The 21874-nt window shown below is 60.4% G+C and carries 21 protein-coding genes; 8 read left to right on the forward strand and 13 right to left on the reverse strand.

The genetic code is table 11. The features are described 5' to 3' along the window. The first annotated feature begins 186 nt into the window (after positions 1 to 186). The 6 genes from IFT44_RS17000 to IFT44_RS17025 all read left to right on the forward strand — a co-directional run bounded on the left by IFT44_RS17000 (position 187) and on the right by IFT44_RS17025 (position 5618). Positions 187 to 1062, forward strand: a complete 876-nt coding sequence (locus tag IFT44_RS17000) for a BON domain-containing protein (protein ID WP_192059206.1) — start codon at positions 187 to 189, stop codon at positions 1060 to 1062. Positions 1063 to 1244: 182 nt separating this feature from the next. After that, entirely contained in the window at positions 1245 to 1529 is a 285-nt protein-coding gene (locus IFT44_RS17005) for a hypothetical protein (RefSeq protein ID WP_192176269.1), read from the forward strand. A 60-nt stretch (positions 1530 to 1589) separates the two neighbouring features. Then, positions 1590 to 1754 carry a DUF1328 domain-containing protein gene (locus tag IFT44_RS17010; protein ID WP_043191899.1) on the forward strand — a complete coding sequence of 55 codons (165 nt, stop codon included), beginning with the start codon at positions 1590 to 1592 and terminating at the stop codon, positions 1752 to 1754. Positions 1755 to 1756: 2 nt separating this feature from the next. Further along, complete coding sequence (locus IFT44_RS17015) at positions 1757 to 2227, forward strand: inhibitor of vertebrate lysozyme family protein (protein WP_192176270.1); 471 nt, start codon at positions 1757 to 1759, stop codon at positions 2225 to 2227. Between the two features lie 620 nt (positions 2228 to 2847). Continuing rightward, a complete protein-coding gene (gene gltP, locus IFT44_RS17020; RefSeq protein WP_185794577.1) occupies positions 2848 to 4161 on the forward strand; it encodes a glutamate/aspartate:proton symporter GltP in 1314 nt (437 codons plus the stop codon). A 215-nt stretch (positions 4162 to 4376) separates the two neighbouring features. After that, the gene (locus IFT44_RS17025) at positions 4377 to 5618 is read left to right on the forward strand and encodes a nucleoside recognition domain-containing protein (RefSeq protein WP_122480109.1); all 1242 of its coding nucleotides are present in this window, start codon (positions 4377 to 4379) and stop codon (positions 5616 to 5618) included. On the opposite strand, the gene IFT44_RS17030 is transcribed toward IFT44_RS17025, so the two are convergent. From IFT44_RS17030 to gcvA, 13 genes are all read right to left on the reverse strand, one after another. Further along, positions 5588 to 6628, reverse strand: coding sequence for a DUF5924 family protein (locus IFT44_RS17030; protein ID WP_185794576.1), 1041 nt, complete (start codon positions 6626 to 6628; stop codon positions 5588 to 5590). The two genes, IFT44_RS17025 and IFT44_RS17030, sit on opposite strands and share 31 nt — an antisense overlap. 57 nt (positions 6629 to 6685) lie before the next feature. After that, positions 6686 to 8119: a M16 family metallopeptidase gene (locus IFT44_RS17035; protein WP_192176271.1), complete on the reverse strand. Its 1434-nt coding sequence runs from the start codon at positions 8117 to 8119 to the stop codon at positions 6686 to 6688. A 119-nt stretch (positions 8120 to 8238) separates the two neighbouring features. Beyond that, positions 8239 to 8982 carry a TerC family protein gene (locus IFT44_RS17040; protein ID WP_192176272.1) on the reverse strand — a complete coding sequence of 248 codons (744 nt, stop codon included), beginning with the start codon at positions 8980 to 8982 and terminating at the stop codon, positions 8239 to 8241. Between the two features lie 107 nt (positions 8983 to 9089). Further along, positions 9090 to 10397, reverse strand: a complete 1308-nt coding sequence (locus IFT44_RS17045) for a CitMHS family transporter (RefSeq protein ID WP_122480113.1) — start codon at positions 10395 to 10397, stop codon at positions 9090 to 9092. Between the two features lie 482 nt (positions 10398 to 10879). After that, complete coding sequence (locus IFT44_RS17050; protein ID WP_342214294.1) at positions 10880 to 12841, reverse strand: DUF7844 domain-containing protein; 1962 nt, start codon at positions 12839 to 12841, stop codon at positions 10880 to 10882. Further along, complete coding sequence (locus IFT44_RS17055; protein ID WP_122480114.1) at positions 12838 to 13158, reverse strand: DUF2388 domain-containing protein; 321 nt, start codon at positions 13156 to 13158, stop codon at positions 12838 to 12840. Before IFT44_RS17055 ends, IFT44_RS17050 begins: the two co-directional genes overlap by 4 nt. Before the next feature lie 25 nt (positions 13159 to 13183). Then, a complete protein-coding gene (locus tag IFT44_RS17060; protein WP_185794574.1) occupies positions 13184 to 13471 on the reverse strand; it encodes a DUF2388 domain-containing protein in 288 nt (95 codons plus the stop codon). Positions 13472 to 13598: 127 nt separating this feature from the next. After that, on the reverse strand, positions 13599 to 13916 hold the full coding sequence (locus tag IFT44_RS17065; RefSeq protein ID WP_192137781.1) for a DUF2388 domain-containing protein: 318 nt from the start codon (positions 13914 to 13916) through the stop codon (positions 13599 to 13601). A 253-nt stretch (positions 13917 to 14169) separates the two neighbouring features. Further along, complete coding sequence (locus IFT44_RS17070) at positions 14170 to 14382, reverse strand: DUF1127 domain-containing protein (RefSeq protein ID WP_122714881.1); 213 nt, start codon at positions 14380 to 14382, stop codon at positions 14170 to 14172. A gap of 498 nt (positions 14383 to 14880) precedes the next feature. Further along, the gene (locus tag IFT44_RS17075) at positions 14881 to 16314 is read right to left on the reverse strand and encodes an NAD(P)(+) transhydrogenase (Re/Si-specific) subunit beta (RefSeq protein ID WP_122714882.1); all 1434 of its coding nucleotides are present in this window, start codon (positions 16312 to 16314) and stop codon (positions 14881 to 14883) included. Further along, a complete protein-coding gene (locus IFT44_RS17080) occupies positions 16311 to 16637 on the reverse strand; it encodes an NAD(P) transhydrogenase subunit alpha (protein WP_043191874.1) in 327 nt (108 codons plus the stop codon). The genes IFT44_RS17075 and IFT44_RS17080 overlap by 4 nt, the downstream gene beginning before the upstream one ends. A gap of 11 nt (positions 16638 to 16648) precedes the next feature. After that, positions 16649 to 17770 (reverse strand): Re/Si-specific NAD(P)(+) transhydrogenase subunit alpha, encoded by a 1122-nt coding sequence (locus IFT44_RS17085; RefSeq protein WP_192176273.1) that lies wholly within the window; start codon positions 17768 to 17770, stop codon positions 16649 to 16651. 394 nt (positions 17771 to 18164) lie between these two features. Beyond that, positions 18165 to 19097 carry a transcriptional regulator GcvA gene (gcvA, locus tag IFT44_RS17090; RefSeq protein WP_192176274.1) on the reverse strand — a complete coding sequence of 311 codons (933 nt, stop codon included), beginning with the start codon at positions 19095 to 19097 and terminating at the stop codon, positions 18165 to 18167. 149 nt (positions 19098 to 19246) lie between these two features. Here gcvA and IFT44_RS17095 point away from each other — a divergent pair, with 149 nt between their 5' ends. Beyond that, positions 19247 to 20419, forward strand: coding sequence for an acyl-CoA dehydrogenase (locus IFT44_RS17095; RefSeq protein ID WP_122480120.1), 1173 nt, complete (start codon positions 19247 to 19249; stop codon positions 20417 to 20419). A 12-nt stretch (positions 20420 to 20431) separates the two neighbouring features. Continuing rightward, the gene (locus IFT44_RS17100) at positions 20432 to 21652 is read left to right on the forward strand and encodes a CaiB/BaiF CoA transferase family protein (RefSeq protein WP_192176275.1); all 1221 of its coding nucleotides are present in this window, start codon (positions 20432 to 20434) and stop codon (positions 21650 to 21652) included. Positions 21653 to 21874: the final 222 nt, after the last annotated feature.

Consider the following 21874-nt stretch of genomic DNA (forward strand, 5'->3'; position numbering starts at 1 on the left):
TCTTGGTTAGTCCCGGACAAATCGGGCAGGTTGCATGGTCGATTCTGATTGATTCGGCAGGCTGCATGGTAGCTATTAGCTGATTACATTTCTAACTGTATGAAATATCTGAGCTTTCAGTAAGTAAAAAGTTTGGCATATGCCTTGCGATATCAACCGATCGTCTTCAATGGGAGGAGAGTAGGAATGCGCGGTATCAAGCGACTCACGTTGGCAAGCGTCATCGCAGGTCTGGTAGGCCTGTCGACATTGGTCTCGGCAGCCACCCCTGCCAATCTCGAGAAACACGATGGTGAATCATCCAGCCTCGAGAGCAGGCTGCAGGCAGCACGCCAGGAGGGCTCCATCTGGACGGCGCTGGCTTTGAATCGACAGCTCAACGGCTTCGAGTTCGGCGTGCAGGTCCGTGAGGGCACCGCTACGTTGACCGGCGCTGTGGAAGACCAGGTCGACCGCGAGCTTGCCGAGCAGGTAGCCCTCAATACCCAAGGCATCGACAAGGTCGATAACCGCCTGACCCTCAATCCGGAACTGGTTGAGCACGTCAATCAGCGTCAGCAATTCGCCCAGCATCTGGAAGACGCCACGCTCACGGCAATCGTCAAGTCCAAGTTGCTGTGGAACACCAGTACCCAGGCACTGGATATCGTCGTCACCACCAGCGACGGTGTCGTGACGCTCAAGGGCCAGGCGCAGACTGCCGATGCCAAGCAACTGGCTGGCAGCCTGGCGACCAATACCGATGGCGTCTATCAGGTGAACAACCTGATCAGCCTGGGTGCAGCGGATACGGCGACGACGCGGGCCGAGACCAAGGCCAAGAAGACCGAAGAAGCCTTGAGCGATACTTGGGTGACCAGCAAGATCAAGGCGAGCCTTTTGCTCAATCGCGATCTGGACGGGCTGAGCATCGATGTCGAGACGCGCACGGGCATGGTAGCGCTCAAAGGTGACGTCGCCAGTTCCGAGCAGAAAACCCTGGCGGTCGAGGTGGCACGCAACATCCGCGGTGTCCGTGGCGTGGATGCCGATCTGTTGAAAGTGTCCAAGCCAATACTGTGATCGTGCAAATCGCCCGAGCCCAGGCGCGTTATCGTGCAGGTTGCTATTGAGTATTGAACGTCTATTAATGCAAACTACTGATTTTAAAGAGTTTAATCGGAGATAAGAGGTTGGCATGCAGGCTGCAATACTTGTTTCAAGAACACGTATTCAGTCGTTATCCCAGTGCAAGGAGTTTCCGGATGAACCGTCCTCAAGCAGCTCAAGCGTCCGCCCTGTCCCAATCGATGCGCCAAGGATTGTTTCTGGTTCTGGCGACGCTGGTGACCCTGCTGGCGGTGCAGCTGTATGCAGGCTGGGCATCTGCCCAGCAGCAGGAACTTCTTTTGCCACCTCAGGAGCGTCTGGTCGACACCGCGCACCTCAATCCAGCCAGTGCGCATTGGGTCGGGCGTCAGCAATCTGGAAACATTGAACGCGTACAAGCGAACGAGCCGGTTGAACACATTCGCAGTTGGGTGTTCTGAGGTACTGGCAACGCATCTGATCAACCGATAAAACACGACAAATCGTAAAGGAGATACACCATGCTGAGTTGGGCAGTCACATTCCTGATCATCGCCATCATCGCCGCCGTCCTGGGCTTCGGTGGTATCGCCGGCACCGCAGCAGGCATCGCCAAGATCCTGTTCGTAGTATTCCTGGTGCTGTTCGTCGTCTCGTTCATCTTTGGCCGTCGCGGTCGAGGCTGACCATGACCAGCATGACCCTCAAGGGTATAGGCATGGCGCTGTCGCTGGTCGGCAGCAGCATGGCAATGGCCGCCAATGACGGTCAGGCTCGCGTCAGCGAGCTACTGGGTTCGAGCACCGAGTACCGCGATACCTGGCAGTCGGTGATCAAGTCCGAGGAACGTGTTCCGGACTGGATCATCAATCTGTCAGGCGTTTCGCCCCAGCAGATGTCTGCAGTCCCTGAGGACGGCGACAATTACCTGGTGGGGCCGCTGTGTGAAACCGCTGAGAGCTGCAAAAGCGGGCGACTGCTCGTAGCCTTCAGCATAGACAAGGAAGATGCCTACGCATTGTATGTCCAGGTACCTGCCGGCTTGCCTGCCGATAAGTCGCCGACGCGTCACGCGACCTATCGCTTTCTCGGCAAGCCCGACGAGGGCATGCAGCAGATGCTCATGGAGCAGTTGAAGAAAGACCCTGACTGGTACTGACTTCCTGTGATGCCGTGATGGTTTGCGCCATCACGGCAGTGCGTCAAAGATCTACAGATTGGACCGGGTCATCCTGGTCCGAATGGCCGGCACTCAGAAGGTGGCGGTCATGACCATGGGGTCGGGTTGTTCTGAATGCAGTCGGTTCGGAGTGACCTAGGGGTACAGGGAGGACCTCCGAACCGGGCCGGGTCAGGCAACAGCTGCTGCGCAAGCGGTGTACGATCATTACGTGCCCGGCTTGCGCAGAGCCTATCTTTGCAGCGTCGAGCTGCCTTCCATCTTGTTTCATCTTTTTCCAGCAGAAAATTCCCCGCGTTCGGTTTCGCGAACGTCGTTGATTTTTCTGCACCCCCTTTTCGGCAAACCTGCCAATTGCTTCGGCATGGCCAGTCGTCTATCCGAACGCACATATCAAAGGCAGTAGATCACTCAATCGCGTTATGCCGAGTTTGCATAGGGTAGTCGCATCCGGCATTAGACGCTGCCGCAGTGCATCGGAATAGTTGCGCCTTTTTTCGTTCGCCAAAGCGTTTCGCCACGGCGTGAAGAAACCTCTACGGATGACCGTTCGGCTTGCGAACAGGCATCACGAGTTGACTTGGAAAAAGGGTAACGACATGAAGAAGGCAAAACTGAGCCTCGCCTGGCAAATACTCATCGGCTTGGTACTGGGCATCGCACTGGGTGCAGTGCTCAACCACTTCAGTGCCGAGAAGGCCTGGTGGATCGGCAATATCCTGCAGCCCGCAGGCGACATCTTCATCCGCCTGATCAAGATGATCGTGATCCCCATCGTGATCTCTTCTCTGATCGTCGGCATTGCCGGCGTGGGCGATGCGAAAAAGCTCGGCCGCATTGGCGTAAAGACCATCCTCTATTTCGAAGTGGTGACCACCATTGCCATTCTGGTTGGCCTGGGCCTTGCCAACTTGTTCCAGCCTGGACTGGGTATCGACATGAGTACCTTGGGCACCGTGGATATCTCGCAGTATCAGAAAACCACGGCTGAGGTGCAGCATGACCATGCGTTCGTTGCCACCCTGCTCAACCTGATTCCGTCCAACATCTTTGCGTCGATCGTTCGCGGCGACATGCTGCCGATCATCTTCTTCTCGGTACTGTTCGGCCTGGGCCTGTCGAGTCTGCCAGGTGAAACCCGGGAGCCTCTGGTCAAAGTCTTTCAGGGCGTATCGGAAAGCATGTTCAAGGTCACTCACATGATCATGAACTACGCCCCAATCGGGGTTTTCGCGCTGATTGCCGTCACGGTGGCCAACTTTGGCTTCGCTTCACTGCTGCCCTTGGCCAAACTGGTGGTGCTGGTGTATGCGGCGATCCTGTTCTTCGCCATCGTCGTGCTCGGTGTCATCGCGCGCCTGTTCGGCTTCTCGGTCTTCAAGCTGTTCCGCATCTTCAAGGACGAGCTGGTACTGGCGTATTCCACGGCCAGTTCGGAAACCGTCCTGCCGCGCGTGATCGAGAAGATGGAAGCGTATGGCGCACCGAAGGCCATCAGCAGCTTCGTGGTGCCCACCGGCTACTCGTTCAACCTCGACGGCTCTACCCTCTATCAAAGCATCGCGGCGCTGTTCATTGCCCAGCTGTATGGCATCGACCTGTCGATCGGGCAACAACTGATGCTGGTACTGACCCTGATGGTCACTTCCAAAGGCATTGCAGGCGTGCCGGGCGTGTCGTTCGTGGTCTTGCTGGCGACCCTGGGCAGCGTCGGCATTCCGCTTGAAGGCCTGGCCTTCATTGCCGGCGTCGACCGCATCATGGACATGGCCCGTACCGCGCTCAACGTCATCGGCAATGCCTTGGCCGTGCTGGTGATCTCGCGTTGGGAAGGCATGTACGACGATGCCAAGGGCGAGCGTTACTGGAACTCCCTGCCGCACTGGCGCAACAAGGACCGCGTCGCCCCCTGACGCGGCTCTGTGGGAGCGGGCTCTGCCCGCGAACGGTGCGCCGCGATGATACCTGCATCCGCAGCCTACCCGGCGACGCGGCTCGTACCCTGTAGCAGCGGTGCAAGCCACGTCCGGCCTCACGCGAAAACCCTGACACACCACGCTGCCCTGCGGGGCAGAATCCAACCTCGCTTTGGGCTATCATCCGCGCATCTTCGAACGAGGGAATACCCATGCTGAACGGCCTGTGGCTCAGCTTCTTTCTGATCGCCGCGATTTCGGCCTTCGGCCAATGGCTCATCGGCGGCAATGCCGGCATCTTCGCCGCGATGGTCGAAAGCCTGTTCGCCATGGCCAAGCTGTCGGTAGAAGTAATGGTCCTGCTGTTCGGCACCCTCACCTTGTGGCTGGGCTTCCTGAAGATTGCCGAGAAGGCCGGTATCGTCGATTGGCTGGCCAAGGTCCTGGGGCCGTTGTTCAGCCGACTGATGCCCGAGGTGCCACGCGGCCATCCGGCACTGGGGCTGATTACCATGAACTTCGCCGCCAACGGCCTGGGCCTGGACAACGCCGCAACCCCGATCGGCCTCAAGGCCATGCGCTCGCTACAGGAACTCAACCCCAGTGCGACCACCGCCAGCAACGCGCAGATCCTGTTTCTGGTACTCAACGCCTCGTCGCTGACCCTGCTGCCGGTATCGATCTTCATGTACCGCGCCCAGCAAGGCGCCCTCGACCCGACCCTGGTGTTCCTGCCGATTCTCCTGGCCACCTCGGCCAGTACCCTCGCCGGGCTGCTGGCAGTGGCCGTGATGCAACGTCTGCGGCTGTGGGATCCAGTGGTGCTGGCTTATCTGATTCCCGGTGCGCTGCTGCTTGGCGTGTTCATGGCGTTCCTGGGCACCCTCTCGGCTACAGCCCTGGCGGGGCTGTCCTCGATCCTGGGCAACCTCACGCTGTTTGGCCTGATCATCCTGTTTCTGGTCATCGGCGCGCTGCGCAAGGTTCAGGTCTACGAGGCCTTCGTGGAAGGCGCCAAGGAAGGTTTCGACGTTGCCAAGAGCCTGCTGCCGTATCTGGTCGCCATGCTCTGCGCGGTAGGTGTGCTGCGCGCTTCGGGCGCCCTGGAGCTGGGCCTGGACGGCATTCGTCACCTGGTCGAATGGCTGGGCATGGACACCCGGTTCGTCGACGCCCTGCCGACCGCGCTGGTCAAGCCGTTTTCCGGCAGTGCCGCGCGCGCGATGCTGATCGAGACCATGCAGTCCCATGGCGTGGACAGCTTTCCGGCCCTGGTTGCGGCGACCATTCAGGGCAGCACCGAGACCACGTTCTATGTGCTGGCCGTGTACTTCGGCGCCGTGGGCATCCAGCGTGCACGTCACGCGGTCGGCTGTGCACTGCTGGCGGACCTGGCCGGAGTCATCGCCGCCATCGTGGTCTGCTACTGGTTCTTCGGTGCCACGGCGGCCTGAACCGCGTCGTCGGTCACCGTGAAGCGCAGCACGCCGACGATCTGACCATCCTCGGTCAACACCCGCACCTGCCATTTCCCCGCGACGTTGCCGGGGAAATTCTGCTTGTGGCTCCAGGCGCGATAGCCCTCCTTGCGCCCGCCGTGGATGTCCAGGGCGATGCGATCGACCTCGGTGCCGTTCTGCTGCCACACATGATAGATACGCTCGTCCAAGCCTCGAGGAGCATTGATGGCGGTGTAGGCGTACAGCCCGCTGCTGCGCAACTGCGCCGCGCTGACCGTATCCAGGCTGTCGCCATGGGTGCGGCTGCGGTTGTCCAGCTCGGTGGTCACCGCCACCTCGGTCAGCCATAGCGTGGCCGGCGGCACCCAGGAGCGCAGCAGCCATCCAGCACCGCCGATCATCAAGGTCGCCAGAACCAGCGCCACGCCGCGACGCCAATGGTTGATCGGGAAACTGACCGCCAGGCTTGGAAAGGCCAGCAGCATGGCGGTGGCCAGCGCCAGCTTGAAACTTTCATCGGTGGTCAGGTGCAGGATGATCGGCAGCGCCGTGAGCAACGCCGCGAACAGTGTGAATGTGTGCAGCGCCATGAACAGCCAGCGCCGGGGCGCGACCCACTTGTAGTACAGCGGGTCGATGATCGACACCAGCCCGGCCAGCGTCAGCAGGCCGGTAAACACCAGCTGGCCGCTGTTCCAGGTGGTGGTGATATAGAAGAAAGGCAGAACGAAGAACAGGCTTTCCTGGTGAATCATCTGGGTCGCGTAGCGCAGCACCGGCGTGGGTATCTCACGCTTGAACAAGCGGGTAAACAACTGGGTGAAGGTGTTCTCCAGCATCAACCAGATCCAGGTCAGCAGCATCACCACTGCGATCCAGCTGGCCAGGCCGGCCTGGCGATCGACCAGCACGAAGCTGCCGATGCCGGACAGGAAACCGCCCAGTGCGATCACACCCGGGTAGCGTTTGATAAGGTCGATGAGGCGCTGAACGAAGTACGGCATGGTCTTCCATAGAAAATAGGCAATGAAACGGTATTCGGGATACCGCCTCGGCAGCGATCAACGTCGTTTCGCGCGCCGCCAGACGATGAGCCCCACCAGCAATGCTGCCATGCCGATCAACACCGCCCAGGCGATCCGATAGAGCTCGTCATAGCTGAGCAGGGGTTTTTCGACACGGATATACCCCTGCGTCCCTACCATCTGACGCAAAGCAGTGTTGGCGTCCTCGACGGTGACCTGAGCCAACTGCCGCGCCGGGCTGGCGAAACGGCCGTCGGTATAGTCGGCCAGTGCTCCCCAATAGTAGTCGGCCAGCGCCACGTTGCCTTGCGCCGCCCAGGCTTGCCGGGCGATCGCAAGATTCTTCAGGCGCTTGAAGGTCTCCGCGTCCACACCGTTGTCGCGCAGACGCGCGATCATCTGCCCCATGACCAGGCCGGTCTGACCGATATCGGCTCGATCCACATCGGCGTTCAGGCTCAGCAGGCCGCTGTCGCCGTACGACTCGCGGGCCACCCAGGGTCCGTACGACAGGCCGTGGGCAAGCCGCAGTTCGCGGTAAAGCTCCCATTCCAGATACATCTGCAGCAGGTCCAGGGTAGCGGGATGCGCGGTTTCAAGCACCGGTTCGACGAAGTACAGATGAAGCTTGGCGTCCTCGCCCAGCCAACCGCGGGTCAGTTCAGCCTGCGGCTCGGCCGCATGGGTGACCGAACGTAGGTCTTGATGGTCGCTGGGTTCCACCGCATCCAGCGCACCCCAGGTACGCTCCAGATAGGCCGGCAGCAGCTTATCCAAGCCTCCTACCACGATCAGGCTCATGTTGTTCGGTGCGTACCAGTTTTGCCGGACATCACGCACCTGCGTCAGCGTCAGGTCGGCGACTTCGGCAGGTTGCGGACACTTGAGGCCCAACTCGATAGCCAACTGACTGCTGGCATCGCTGTCCCGAGCGGGCTTGTCGAGCAAGCGCTGCAGGTGGGAATGATGGCCGCCGTCTTCGTGCTCGATGATGCGCTTGGCGCTGGCCAGGGCTTTTTCGTCGATGGTGGTCCGAGTGACGGCAGCCAGCAGCAGGTCGAGTACCTTGCGCTGGTTGTGCGCTGGCGCTTCGATGACGAAGGTGGTGTCGGCACTGCTGGTGAACGCATTCCATTCGCCGCCCAGCGCCTGCATGCGTTCTTCGAGACCGCCTTCGCCGTGCTCGTCGATACCGCTGAACAGAAGATGCTCGAGCAGGTGGGGCAGTTCTTGATCAGTGCAGGAGAAGTCGTCGAAACCAACGCCAACCACCAGGCGAATCGACACGTGGGCACGCTCGTCGCCAGGTTTGAGCAGCAGTTGCAGGCCGTTGGGCAACAGATACCCTTCGACCTGGAAGCGGTCCAGCGCCACGACTTCACGGCCGGCGCACAACAGCGTCGCCGCCAGGAGCCACAGGCACAGCAGGCGATGCTGCGTGCCGGGAGCGCTTTTCACCCGCTCGTGCATGAATCCCTTCCATTGAAATCGACCAAGTCAATGGAACAGACCCCCTGGCCGGTCAGTCGTTCATAGCACATTGCTGGCCACTACCGCACGCTGCCAGTGCAGCGCGCGGCTTTCAAGGCTCAGGACTCTTCCTGGGACTTGCGACGCTTGCGGGCCATGGCAGTACGCATCTTGATGTTCACGGCTTCCACAGCCAACGAGAACGCCATGGCGAAATAGACGTAGCCCTTGGGTACATGCACGTCGAAGGCTTCGGCGATCAGTACGGTACCGACCACCAACAGGAACGACAACGCCAGCATCTTCAGCGATGGATGCTGATCGATGAAGCGACTGATGGTGCCCGAAGCGACCATCATCACCAATACCGCAACGACGATGGCAGCGACCATGACCGGTACATGGGACACCATGCCCACCGCGGTGATGACCGAGTCCAGCGAGAACACGATGTCGATGATGGCGATCTGGATGATGGTGTAGATGAAGTTGCCACCCTTGCCTGCAACCTCGTCACCGCCCTCTTCTTCGCCTTCCATGCCGTGGTAGATCTCTTGCGAGCTTTTCCACAACAGGAACAGACCACCGAAGAACAGAATCAGGTCACGTCCGGAGATACCCTGGCCGAATACCACGAACAGGTCGGCGGTCAGGCGCATGACCCAGGTGATCGAAAGCAGCAGCAGAATGCGCGTGACCATGGCCAGCGCCAGGCCGAAAATCCGTGTGCGTGCCTGCATGTGCTTGGGCATGCGGCTCACCAGAATCGAGATCATGATGATGTTGTCGATGCCCAGCACGATTTCAAGTGCCGTCAGGGTCAAGAAAGCAACCCAGATTTCCGGGTTGGTGAACCATTCCATGTGAAGTCCTTCGTGTTGAATGTCAGGGCGGCGCAAGGCCGGATGCTAAAGCGCCGCTACCATGGGGTAGCGGCGCGACGGCGTCCGGCCTGGCTCGCGAATAGAATTTATAGACTGCTGAACAGAGGAAAGATCCCCATTGCCAGCGCGGCGAACATTATGCACAGGCAAACCAGTACTGCCCACTTGAGGGTGAAGCGCTGGTGGTCACCGAACTCGATACCGGCCAGGGCAACCAGCAGGTAGGTAGAGGGTACCAGCGGGCTGAGCAGGTGTACGGGTTGTCCGACGATCGAGGCACGGGCCATTTCCACCGGCGAGATGCCGTAGTGCGCCGCGGCTTCGGCCAGTACCGGCAATACGCCGTAGTAGAAGGCATCGTTGGACATGAAGAAGGTGAACGGCATGCTGACCAGCGCCGTGATCACGGCCAGGTACGGGCCCATGGCATCCGGAATCACTGCCAGCAGGCTCTTGGACATGGCGTCGACCATGCCGGTGCCGGTCAGGATGCCGGTGAAGATACCGGCGGCGAAGATCAATCCGACCACGGCCAGAACGCTGCCGGCGTGGGCCGCGACACGTTCCTTCTGTGCTTCCAGGCACGGGTAGTTGACGATCATGGCAATACTGAACGCGACCATGAACAGCACCGGCAGAGGCAGCAGGCCCATGATCAGAGTGATCATCAGCAGCAGGGTCAAGCCGCCGTTGAACCAGATCAGCTTGGGCCGGCGTGCGTCAGGGAACTGCGACACGCTGATTTCGCTGTGGTCGATCTCGTCGCCAGGCAGGTGCAGCTCGCCCAGACGAACGCGCTCGCGCTTGCCGTACATGTAGGCAATCACCAGGATGGCGACGACACCGACCGCCATGGCTGGGATCATCGGCACGAAGATGTCCGAAGGGTCGACATGCAGGGCACTGGCAGCGCGCGCGGTCGGACCACCCCACGGCGTCATGTTCATGACCCCGCCTGCCAGAATGATCAAACCGGCCATGATCCTTGGGCTCATGCCGATGCGCTGGTACAGCGGCAGCATGGCGGCAACGCAGATCATGTAGGTGGTCGCGCCGTCACCGTCCAGCGAAACGATCAACGCCAGTACGGCCGTGCCGACCGACACTTTCAGCGGGTCGCCCTTGACCAGCTTGAGGATCTTGCGCACTGCCGGGTCGAACAACCCCGAATCGATCATCAGGGCGAAATACAGGATGGCGAACATCAGCATCACGCCGGTCGGCGCAAGCTTGGTGATGCCCGCAAGCATCATCGGGCCGATTTCCGGTGCGAAACCACCGAACAGAGCGAACAGGATAGGCACGATGATCAAGGCGATCAGCGCAGAAAGGCGCTTGGTCATGATCAGGAACATGAACGTGATGACCATGGCAAAGCCAAGGAATGTCAGCATGGGAATACTCCAGGCACAGCGCGGCTAAAGACGAAGAACGAGAGGTTCAGCGAGGAATGGCAAGAGCCGGGAGTATGGGAAGGGTGGCACTGCGGGTAGGGATCATCAAGGACATCGGTTTCACCATTGTTGTTGTTCAAGAGGCCGAAAGCGCACCTGAGTGCTGCCATCTGGCCGGCCGGTCTTACGCCGGGGGTGAGTCGATCCTATGTCGGCAAGCTTTCAACAACCTTTCGCCATTCAAAACGATACAATTGTCCTTGTGGGAGCGGGCTCTGCCCGCGAATACTCGTGCCCCGCTCCAAAACAACACAGTCCCCCTGTGGGAGCGGGCTCTGCCCGCGAATGCTCGTCCCCTGCTCCCAAAACAACACCGTCCCCTGTGGGAGCATGCTCTGCCCGCGAATACTCGTGCCCCGCTCCCAAAACAACACCGTCCCCTGTGGGAGCGAGCTCTGCCCGCGAATGGCGCCCCCTCGATCTCAAGGCAATACCAACCCACCCGCCGCCTTGTGCAACTCGCGCAGGTGTTCCCCCACCTGCTTCAGATTCGCTTCACTGGCCGCAATCTCCGCAGCCCGCTCAGGGGTCAGCAGCGCCCTCACCTCCTTGTCCAAGTCGGTACTCAAGCGCTGCAACCGTTGCTGGCGCTGACTGCTTTCCGATTCCAGCCGCTGCCACTCCGCCGTCTGCGGCAACCCGTAGCCACCGTTGTCGAGCAGTTCCGCCGGTCGGCTGAGAAAACCGCTATTGGCCAGTATTTCCTGCAGCATCTGATTGGCGTTGGCCACGCTGCCATCCCCCAACTCGCGGGCGCCCAGATAGCGTTGCTTCACCTCATCCTGCGCCAACAGCAACTGGCGCCGGTAACTGGCCTGCTCCAGCAGCAACAGCGCAGCACTGGTGCGCAGGTCAGCCTGGGCAAACCAGGGCCGTCGCTGCTGAGCGGTCTGCGCCAACCAATCCTCGACGGTCTGCTGCGGGATGGGCAGATGCTTGCGCAGCACCTCGAACATGGCCTGGTAACGATCGCGATAGGAATCGAACCGATACCCCAGCCGCAATGCTTCACGCGGATCATCGAGCACACTGCCATCGGCCAGCCCGCGCCCTTCCAGCACCTCGAGCAAACCGTTGGGCAAGATACTGTCGATGCCCTGGAGCCTCGGATCATGGGTACCGCTACGCAGCAGCTTGAGGTTCTCCACTGCACAATTGTTGGACAGGAAGTAATAGCTGCCGTCGTAGCTCCAATGCATTTCCGCGGCATGCCGCACCAGCGACTCGATCTCGGCGCGGTCCAGCTTGAGCGGCACCGACGCCAGGCTGCGCAACTCGGTCTTGGTGTACTCGTCGATCACCTGGGACAGCGGCAACACGAACAGTCGCGACGGGTATTGCCCCATCAGACCGCCCCATGTGGACAGCTGCACATCATTGACGAATGCCCGGTACGACAGCACCAGGTGCTGCTCCAGATCCAGTCGGCAGTCCGGCCCTCGCGGGCGTCCCGGGGCGCAGATGACCAGGCGCAGCATGCTGTGCCCCCAACGGCTGGCGAGGTTCTGATTGGCTTCGGCAAGCAGGTAGTCCACCGCGTAGACACGTTGCGGATCGATCTTGCCCAAGGGCGTCTTGCCGAAGTCGCTGCCGGCATTCAGGTAAGGCAGGCCTTCGGCGCAGCTTTGCTGGCGCGCCGGCGCCCAGTTGAAACGCGCCTTGAAGTAGTCGAACAATGCCGGCCGACGGCAGGCATAAGCCGGGTCGAGGAGAAAGTACTCCATGTTGACCGCGACGAATTCCTTCGGACTGCTGACTTCGTAGATGTCGGGACTGCGTACGATCTGACGGTTCTGCTCTTCGCGCTCGCCCCGGCGTCCGACGTATTGCTGCCAACCGGCCAGGTCCAGCAGGCGCGGGTCGTCGCTCAGGGTAAAGCGCCGCATACCCTGGCCACGGCACTCATCGGGCAAGCCAATCTTGCCAAGGCTGGCATTCTGACGGTTGCAGCGGTTGATCAGTGCACGGTCCGCAGGTGTCCACAGGCGCGCCCGATCATAGATATGCGTGAGTTCGTGCAGCACGGTGGCCAACAGCTCTTCGCGCACTGTGCCATGAGGACGGTTGGTCTGCCGCTGAGCGGAAGAGCCGTCGGCCAGCCCCTGCAATTGATTGAGGTTCAATTCCAGGCTGGATACCAGAGACGCTTGGCCATAGGCATTGTCGGGCATGCGCGATGACCAGCTGACGTCGATACGCCGGTCCAGCTGCGCGACGAACTGTGGTGGCAATGCGGCCATCGCATCGTCGAGCAGTGCCTGGCTGGCATCGGCCTGCCGGGCATCCAGCCCGCTGCGGTCAAGCACCAGCTGCAGGCTGGCAGAAGCCTGCGCAGCCGTCAGCAGAAGGCCTGCTGTCAGCAGCCAGCGGGCCAATCGCCTCACAGTGCGAGAATGGCTTCGGCAAGGTCCTGGTCACTGGCGGTGCGCGCCTGTGGAACGCGCTCACGCAGCGCATTGAAGGCGGCCTCCAGCTGCGCGCCACGGATGTTGCCCTGGCTGGCCACATAGCTGGCCGCGTCGTCCCGCGCTTCCAGGACCACCTTGGCGTCGCGGATCGAGGTCGTGGTGTCGGAAGTGAAATCGATCGACCGGCCAAATGCACGGACGATGATATTACTGGTGGCCACGACAGTTTGGGCCTGGGCCACATCGGCCAGCAGGAACAGGCCGAGGGTAGCGGCAATCAGCGGGGTACGCATGGAGCTTCTCCGTAATACGAGGTGTTTATTGGACGAGTATCGCCTGCGCCAGTTCAAGGTCGCCGGCAGCCATTCGAGGGTGCGCCTGGCGAATGACGGCCATGGCCGCTTCGAGCCGTGCGCCGCGGCATTGGCCGCCGCTGGCGACGAAGCAGGCAGCATCGTCCCGGGCAGACAGAATCAACTTGCGATCGAACGGTGCCGTGGTGACTTGGCTGGTCACATACAAGGTGATTACCGACGACTGCAGGCTCACATCGAAGGCCGCAGCCGACGACGCCCAGAGGGCAAGCAAGAATGGCAAATAACGCATCGGGCTTCAGGTGTCGAGCAATTGGGACGGCAAGGCTAGCCCAACGCCTGCGCAAGAGCCACCTCCGATGTCCGGCAGCCGGTAGCCTGCCGGTTCTTTCATCTGGAGCAGCACGCGCTGCAACGTATCAGATGGCAAGGATTGCCTGGGCAAGTTGGGTGTCGCTGGCTTGCATCTGAGGTGCAACCTTGCGGATATGGGCAAAGGCACTTTCCAGCTTCACGCCGCGGATGTCGCCTTGGCTGGCCACGAAGCTTGCAGCGTCATCGCGCGCTTCACGGACGATCTTGTCGTCACGCAGCGAGGAAGACAGGTCCGACGTGGCGTTGGTCGACGCGTTGACCCCACGCACCAGCGCATCGGTGGTGACAACGAAGCTTGAAGCCTGTGCGCCACTGGCCAGAGCCAACAGTACGGCGGCACTGAGCAAATGATTACGGGTCATGATGAATCTCCAGGTCTGAACGAGGTGTGAGCGCAATAAAGCTTATTAGAGCGCCTGGAAGCCTCGGGCGCCAGCACTCCGACCACACCGGCAGCGCAATGACTCAACTGTTATGGTTATAAATTAATAACCAAAAACTGTACTTGTCCTGTTTCACGCAGGCGAAAAAAAACCCGTCAGCGTGGACCGCGACGGGTTTCTTGAATTCGGTGCTGGTTCGGCCTTCAGGCTCTGTTACCAGCGGGGCGTTGCATCAACGCCAGAACGGCTTGCTCAACTCTTCGCAACGCTGGGCTTCGCTGATACCGGCATCGGCCAGCAGACGAGCATCCAGACGAGCCAGTTGATGACGGCTGGCGATACGGCGCTGCCAGAGCATCAGGTTGGCGAAGAAGCGCAGAGGAGCCGAAGTTTGCGCGGTTTGGGTGTTGGCCTGGAACAGGTCGGAACTGAGGGTACGTTCCATGATGTACATCCTTCCGCTTGTGGCGGGGCTGAGTAGTGGTTTATCTGGTACCCATTTTCCATGCTCGCCGTCCATAACAGTAGGCACAGTTCACCTGTATTGTGTGCAGTCAGTTAGCTGTGAAACCCAACTGTCTCGCTCTCGAATGAGGCAACTGTATGGGTCTGCACCAATTTAATGCATTTATCGTCAATCCAGTGCTCTGGGGTGCCTCGATTCTCATTTCTTTACCAGTACAGTAGTACAGTTAAATTTATTCGCTGCGATCTCTGATCACGTTGCACAAAAGCTCAGTCGCTGCAGCCTGCAACTGTATGCGTGGGTGTGCAACCCGGTACTGATTTCACGTAGATCGGTGCGCCATTGCAGTGCCGAGCGCCTACGGGTCCGCAGTGCTCGTTCAGCTCTGCCAGCTGTTCTCCCTCCCTAAAGAAAAACCCCGCCATGGGGCGGGGTTTTTTCAGTACGGCAGCCCATCAGGTGCGTGGGCTCGGAATGCTATTCCACGGCCTTTACCATGTCCTCGATGACCTTCTTCGCATCACCGAACACCATCATGGTCTTGTCCAGGTAGAACAACTCATTGTCCAGTCCCGCGTAGCCACTGGCCATCGAGCGCTTGTTGACGATGATGGTCTTGGCCTTGAACGCCTCCAGGATCGGCATGCCGGCGATGGGCGACTTCGGATCGTTCTTGGCGGCAGGATTGACCACGTCATTGGCACCCAGCACCAGTACCACGTCTGCCTGACCGAATTCGGAGTTGATGTCGTCCATCTCGAAAACCTGGTCGTAAGGCACCTCGGCCTCGGCCAGCAGCACGTTCATGTGCCCCGGCATGCGCCCAGCCACCGGGTGGATCGCATATTTGACGGTCACTCCCGCGTGGGTCAGTTTTTCCGTCAGCTCTTTCAGCGCATGTTGCGCGCGGGCCACTGCCAGGCCGTAACCCGGCACGATGATCACGGTGTCGGCGTTGGTCAGCAGGAACGTGGCGTCATCCGCCGAGCCCGATCTCACCGGCCGCGCTTCCTTGGCGCCAGCCGGGCCTGCGTCTGCAACGGCACCGAAGCCTCCGCCGATGACATTGAAGAACGAACGGTTCATGGCCTTGCACATGATGTAGGAAAGAATTGCGCCGCTGGAGCCCACCAGCGATCCGGCGATGATCAGCATCGAGTTGTTCAGCGAGAAGCCGATGCCCGCCGCCGCCCAGCCCGAATAGCTGTTGAGCATCGACACCACCACCGGCATATCCGCGCCGCCGATCGGGATGATCAAGAGCACGCCCAGCACGAACGCCAGTGCCAGCATCAGGCCGAAAGCGGCATAGCTGCCGGTGAACATGAAGATCAAGCCACACAGCAAGGTGCCCAGACCCATCAGCAGGTTCAGCTTGTGCTGCCCGGAGAACTGCACGGGGGCACCCTGGAACAGGCGGAACTTGTATTTTCCGGACAGCTTGCCGAAGGCGATCACCGAACCGGAAAAAGTGATGGCGCCGATTGCCGCGCCGAGGAACAGCTCCAGGCGATTGCCGGTCGGGATCGGATCGCCCAGCTGCGCGACGATGCCCAGGGATTGCGGCTCGACCACGGCGGCAATGGCAATGAACACCGCTGCCAGCCCGATCATGCTGTGCATGAACGCCACCAGTTCCGGCATCTTGGTCATTTCCACGCGCTTGGCCATGATCGACCCGGCAGTACCGCCAACCAGCAGACCGACCAGCACGTAGCCGATCCCGGCGGTGGCCAGTTCTGCGCCCAGCTTGTAGATCAGGCCGACCGTCGTAAGCACGGCGAGCGTCATGCCGAGCATGCCGAACAGATTGCCGCGCCGGGACGTGGTCGGATGGGACAAGCCTTTGAGCGCCTGGATGAAGCAGACCGATGCCACCAGATAAAGAAGCGTAACCAGGTTCATGCTCATTGTTTGGATGCCTCATCCTTCACTTTCGGTGCTTTCTTCTTGAACATCTCCAGCATCCGCCGGGTTACCAGGAACCCCCCGAATACGTTCACCGCGGCCAGCGCAACGGCCAGCGTACCCATGGTCTTGCCCAGTGGCGTCACGGTAAGCGCTGCGGCGAGCATGGCGCCGACGATGACGATGGCCGAAATGGCATTGGTCACGGCCATCAGCGGAGTATGCAGCGCGGGTGTCACGTTCCAGACCACGTGGTAGCCAACATAGATGGCCAGCACGAAAATGATCAGGTTGTAGATACCGTGGGAAATCAGCATGTCTTCCATTGTTATTGTCCTCAGCCGTTCTTGCGCACGATCTGGCCATCGCGGCACATCAAGCATGCGGCGACGATGTCGTCTTCCAGGTTGATGGTGAACTGCCCGTCCTTGTCGAACAGCAGCTTCATGAAGTCCAGCAGGTTGCGTGCATACAAGGCCGACGCATCGGCACCCACCTGCGCCGGAAGGTTGGTCGGGCCCACGATGGTCACGCCGTTGTGCACCACGATCTGATCGGCCACGGTCAGCGGGCAGTTGCCGCCCTGCAGCGCCGCCAGGTCGATGACCACCGAGCCTGGCTTCATCTGCGCCACCGTCTCGGCGCCAAGCAGCGTGGGTGCTTTGCGCCCGGGAATCAGCGCGGTAGTGATGACGATGTCAGCCTGCTTGGCGCGCTCGTGAACCGCTTGCGCCTGACGCTGCATCCAGCTGGCGGGCATGGGGCGGGCATAGCCGCCGGTACCGACGGCACATTCACGTTCTTCGTCGGTTTCGTACGGCACATCGAGAAACTTCGCGCCCAGCGATTCGATCTGCTCCTTGACTGCCGGGCGCACGTCGGAGGCCTCGATCACCGCGCCCAGGCGCTTGGCGGTGGCGATGGCCTGCAAGCCCGCCACGCCAGCGCCCAGAATCAGCACGCGAGCAGCTTTGACGGTACCGGCGGCAGTCATCAGCATCGGCATGAAGCGCGGATAGTAGTGCGCGGCCAGCAACACCGACTTGTACCCGGCAATGTTGGCTTGCGAAGACAGTACGTCCAGGCTCTGTGCGCGTGAAGTGCGCGGGGCCGCCTCGAGAGCAAAGGCGCTGATGCCTCGCGCGGCCATCTTGGCGATCACTTCGTTGTTGAACGGGTTGAGCATGCCCAGCAGCACCGTACCGGCAGCCATCTGCTGCAGCTCTGCGTCACTGGGCGCATTGACCTTGAGCACCAGTTGCGTGGCAAATGCCTGGGCAGCACTGCCAATGGTCGCGCCAGCGGCCTGGTAGGCATCGTCGGTCACGCTGGCGAGAACCCCCGCACCATGTTCGACCGTCACCGCATGGCCTTGAGCGACCAGCTTCTTGATGGTCTCCGGGGTAGCGGCTACACGTGTTTCGCCCTGCTGCGTTTCGAGAGGAACACCAATGTGCACGTTATATCTCCTGCTGGATCTTTTTCCTGGTCGTACCCAAGCCCTGGCCATGGCCATCGTGCCAGAGCGCCATCAGCGCGATACCGCCTGAGAGCGGCGGGCCGCGGCATTTTGCAGGCCCCGACGAGCGGCTTCAACAGGTTATGGAGCGATACACTCTGGGCACTACAAGTCACGCTGTGACCGAATGTCACAGCATTCCTGCTTCCGCCCTTCTAGTACGGGCGTTACAGGCGCGGCTGGGCTTCTCGAAATATTTTGCGAAATATTTATCGACTGCAGGCGATAGTGTGTCAAAAACCTGCCATATGCAGGCAATTCAACGGCTGTAGCGGAAGTACAACGGTTTATCAAAGCTTTCAATAACGCGCCAGAAACGTACATCTGTAGGTTGCTACCGTTTGGCACTACCGATTTCCAGTCCATGTGGCGGGGGTTGGCGATAATCCTCTGCCTGCTGCATCAACCAGTCGCGAAAGGTCCGCAGCGCCGCCAGCTCGCGATGCCTTTCTGGCACGGCAAGGTAGTAGGCCTTGCTACTGCGCAACTCGTGGGCGTTGGCAATGACCAGGCTGCCCTCGCGCAACTCGCGCTGGATCAGGAACGGAGGAATGAGCGCCAGCCCCATCTCATGTACCGCCGCCTGGGCCAGCATGGAGAATAGTTCATAGCGCGGCCCACTGAGGTCGCGGGACACGTTCAGCTCAAGGCTGGCAAACCATTGCCGCCATGCATAGGGGCGTGTGCTTTGCTGCAACAGCGCAAGCTCGGCAATGCGTGTTGGCGCCAGCGCTGGCTGCCCCTGCAGCAGCGCCGGGCTGCATACCGGGACAGGATGCTCTTCCATCAGCCTGCTGGTCTGCGTCCCCGACCAATCACCATCACCGAAGTAGATCGCCGCATCGAAGTCGGTATCGGCGAACAGAAAGGGTCGAGTTCGGTTGGTCAGGTTGACCGTGATCTGCGGATGACGCCGCTGGAAGTCCTTCAGGCGTGGCAACAGCCACTGCGTACCGAAGGTCGGTACCACCGCCAACTCCAAGGTGCTGGCACCTTGCTGCCCCATCACCGCCAGTGTCTCGCGCTCGACAGCATCGAGCTGCGCGGCCACCCGGCGGCTGTAGGACAGCCCAGCCTCGGTTAGCTTCACGCCACGCTTCGAACGCCGGAACAGGCGCACGTCGAGAAACTCCTCGAGGTTGGCAATCTGTCGACACACCGCGCCCTGAGTCAGGAACAGTTCCAGGGACGCCTTGGTAAAGCTCTCATGGCGTGCCGCCGCTTCGAAACAGATCAGTGCCGCCGTACTGGGAATTCGTCTACGCATGTAACTGTTCCTCACATCACTGCCGGCCATGTTGCCTGTCGCATGCTCCTGAAGTGAGAAATTATCACAAGCTCATGCGTAATCCTCCTTTGCTCACCAACGCATCAGCACCTACCCTCGGGCTATACAGCTTTTCCGAGGACGCGCACATGGCAAGCTTCAACTGGATCGACCCACTGCTGCTGGACCAACAACTCACGCAGGAAGAGCGCATGGTGCGCGACTCTGCCGAGCAATACGCTCAAGGCAAGCTGATGCCGCGAGTGCTGGAGGCCTTTCGCCACGAAACCACCGACCCTGCCATCTTTCGCGAGATGGGCGAGATGGGTCTGCTCGGTGCGACCATCCCCGAAGAGTTCGGCGGCAGTGGCCTGAATTACGTGTGCTACGGCCTTATTGCCCGTGAGGTCGAGCGGGTGGACTCTGGCTATCGCTCGATGATGAGCGTGCAGTCGTCGTTGGTCATGGTGCCGATCAATGAATTCGGTACCCAGGCGCAAAAGCAGAAATACCTTCCCAAATTGGCCAGCGGTGAGTGGATCGGCTGCTTCGGCCTGACCGAGCCCGACCATGGCTCGGATCCAGGGGCGATGGTCACGCGAGCGCGCAAGGTCGAAGGCGGCTACCGCATGAGCGGTAGCAAGATGTGGATCACCAACAGTCCGATTGCCGACGTATTCGTGGTGTGGGCCAAGGACGATGCGGGAGACATCCGCGGCTTCATTCTGGAAAAAGGCTGGGCCGGGCTCAGTGCACCTGCGATCCACGGCAAGGTCGGGCTGCGCGCGTCCATCACCGGCGAGATCGTCATGGACAACGTATTCGTGCCGGAAGAAAACATGTTTCCCGACGTACGTGGTCTCAAGGGGCCCTTCACGTGCCTCAATTCGGCACGCTATGGCATCTCGTGGGGGGCGCTCGGTGCTGCAGAGTTCTGCTGGCACACCGCCAGGCAGTACACCCTGGATCGCCAGCAATTCGGTCGGCCACTGGCAGCCAACCAACTCATCCAGAAAAAGCTGGCTGACATGCAGACCGAAATCACTCTGGCCCTGCAAGGCTGCCTGCGTTTGGGCCGCATGAAGGATGAAGGCACGGCGGCGGTGGAGATCACCTCGATCATGAAGCGCAACTCCTGTGGCAAATCCCTGGATATCGCGCGCATGGCCAGGGATATGCTGGGCGGCAACGGTATATCCGATGAATTCGGCGTCGCCCGTCATCTGGTCAATCTGGAAGTGGTCAATACCTACGAGGGTACTCACGACGTACATGCCCTGATCCTGGGGCGGGCGCAAACCGGCCTGCAAGCCTTCTATTGATAGGAGGTCGTCATGGGCGCCCTTTCGCATCTTCGTGTGCTCGACCTGTCGCGGGTACTCGCGGGGCCATGGGCCGGGCAAATCCTGGCCGACCTCGGCGCCGAGGTCATCAAGGTCGAGCGCCCAGGCCGGGGTGATGACACCCGAGCCTGGGGGCCACCGTTCCTTGCCGACCACGCTGGTAACAGTACGGGTGAAGCCGCCTATTACCTGTCGGCCAACCGCAACAAGCGCTCGGTCACCATCGACTTCACCCGACCCGAAGGTCAGCAGTTGGTACGTGACCTTGCTGCAGGCTCCGACATTCTGATCGAAAACTTCAAAGTAGGCGGACTCGCCGCCTACGGCCTGGACTACGCATCACTCAGCGCTGTGAACCCGCAACTGATCTACTGCTCCATCACCGGTTTTGGCCAGACCGGCCCCTATGCCGCGCGCCCCGGTTATGACTTCATGGTTCAGGGCATGGGTGGCTTGATGAGCCTCACCGGCAAGGCGGACGGTGAACCTGGGGCCGGGCCCGCCAAGGTGGGCGTCGCCCTGACCGATATCCTTACCGGCCTGTACTCAACTGTTGCCATGCTGGCCGCGCTGGCGCATCGCGACAAGGGCGGCGGTGGACAACAGATCGACATGGCCCTGCTGGATGTGCAAGTAGCCTGCCTGGCCAACCAAGCGATGAACTACCTCACGACAGGGGTGGCGCCTGAGCGTCTGGGCAATGCCCATCCGAACATCGTGCCTTACCAAGATTTCCCCACGGCCGATGGCGACTTCATCCTGACCGTGGGCAACGATAGCCAATTCGCCAAGTTCGCGCGGGTGGCGGGTCATCCGGAATGGGCAAGCGATCCCCGATTCGCGTCCAATCAGCAGAGAGTCGCCAACCGCAAGCAGCTGATCCCCCTAATCCGGCAGGCAACGGTGTTCAAGACCACCGAGCAGTGGGTGGCCGAGCTCGAAGTGGCCGGTGTGCCCTGTGGGCCTATAAATGACCTGTCCCAGGTATTCGCCGACCCTCAGGTAGTGGCCAGGGAGCTTGCGATCCATATGCAGCATCCGCTGGCTGGCACCGTGCCTACGGTTGCCAGTCCCCTGCGGCTCAGTGCCAGTCCTGTGGAGTACCGACATGCGCCGCCTCTGCTGGGCGAACACACCAAGGAAGTACTGCAGCAGCTGCTGAACATGGACGCCCTTACCTATGACCACCTTCACGCTGCAGGTGTGGTGTAGTCGTTCTTCTTATAGAGAAGAACGCTTGGACGCGGAGTTATGACGGTTTTTCGAATTGGGGGTTGACGGCAGATCTGTAGTGTCTATAATTCGCCCCACTTCCGGCGCAGCCGAAACGATAAACTCCTTGTTAATCAATGATTTGACCGTTTAAGAGGGTTCGGAAGAGTTTCGATCGTCAAGGTCGGAAGCGGTGAAAAAGGCAGTTGACAGCGGTTTGAA

This window comes from Pseudomonas sp. CFBP 13710, assembly GCF_014842235.1.
GTDB lineage: Bacteria > Pseudomonadota > Gammaproteobacteria > Pseudomonadales > Pseudomonadaceae > Aquipseudomonas > Aquipseudomonas baltica.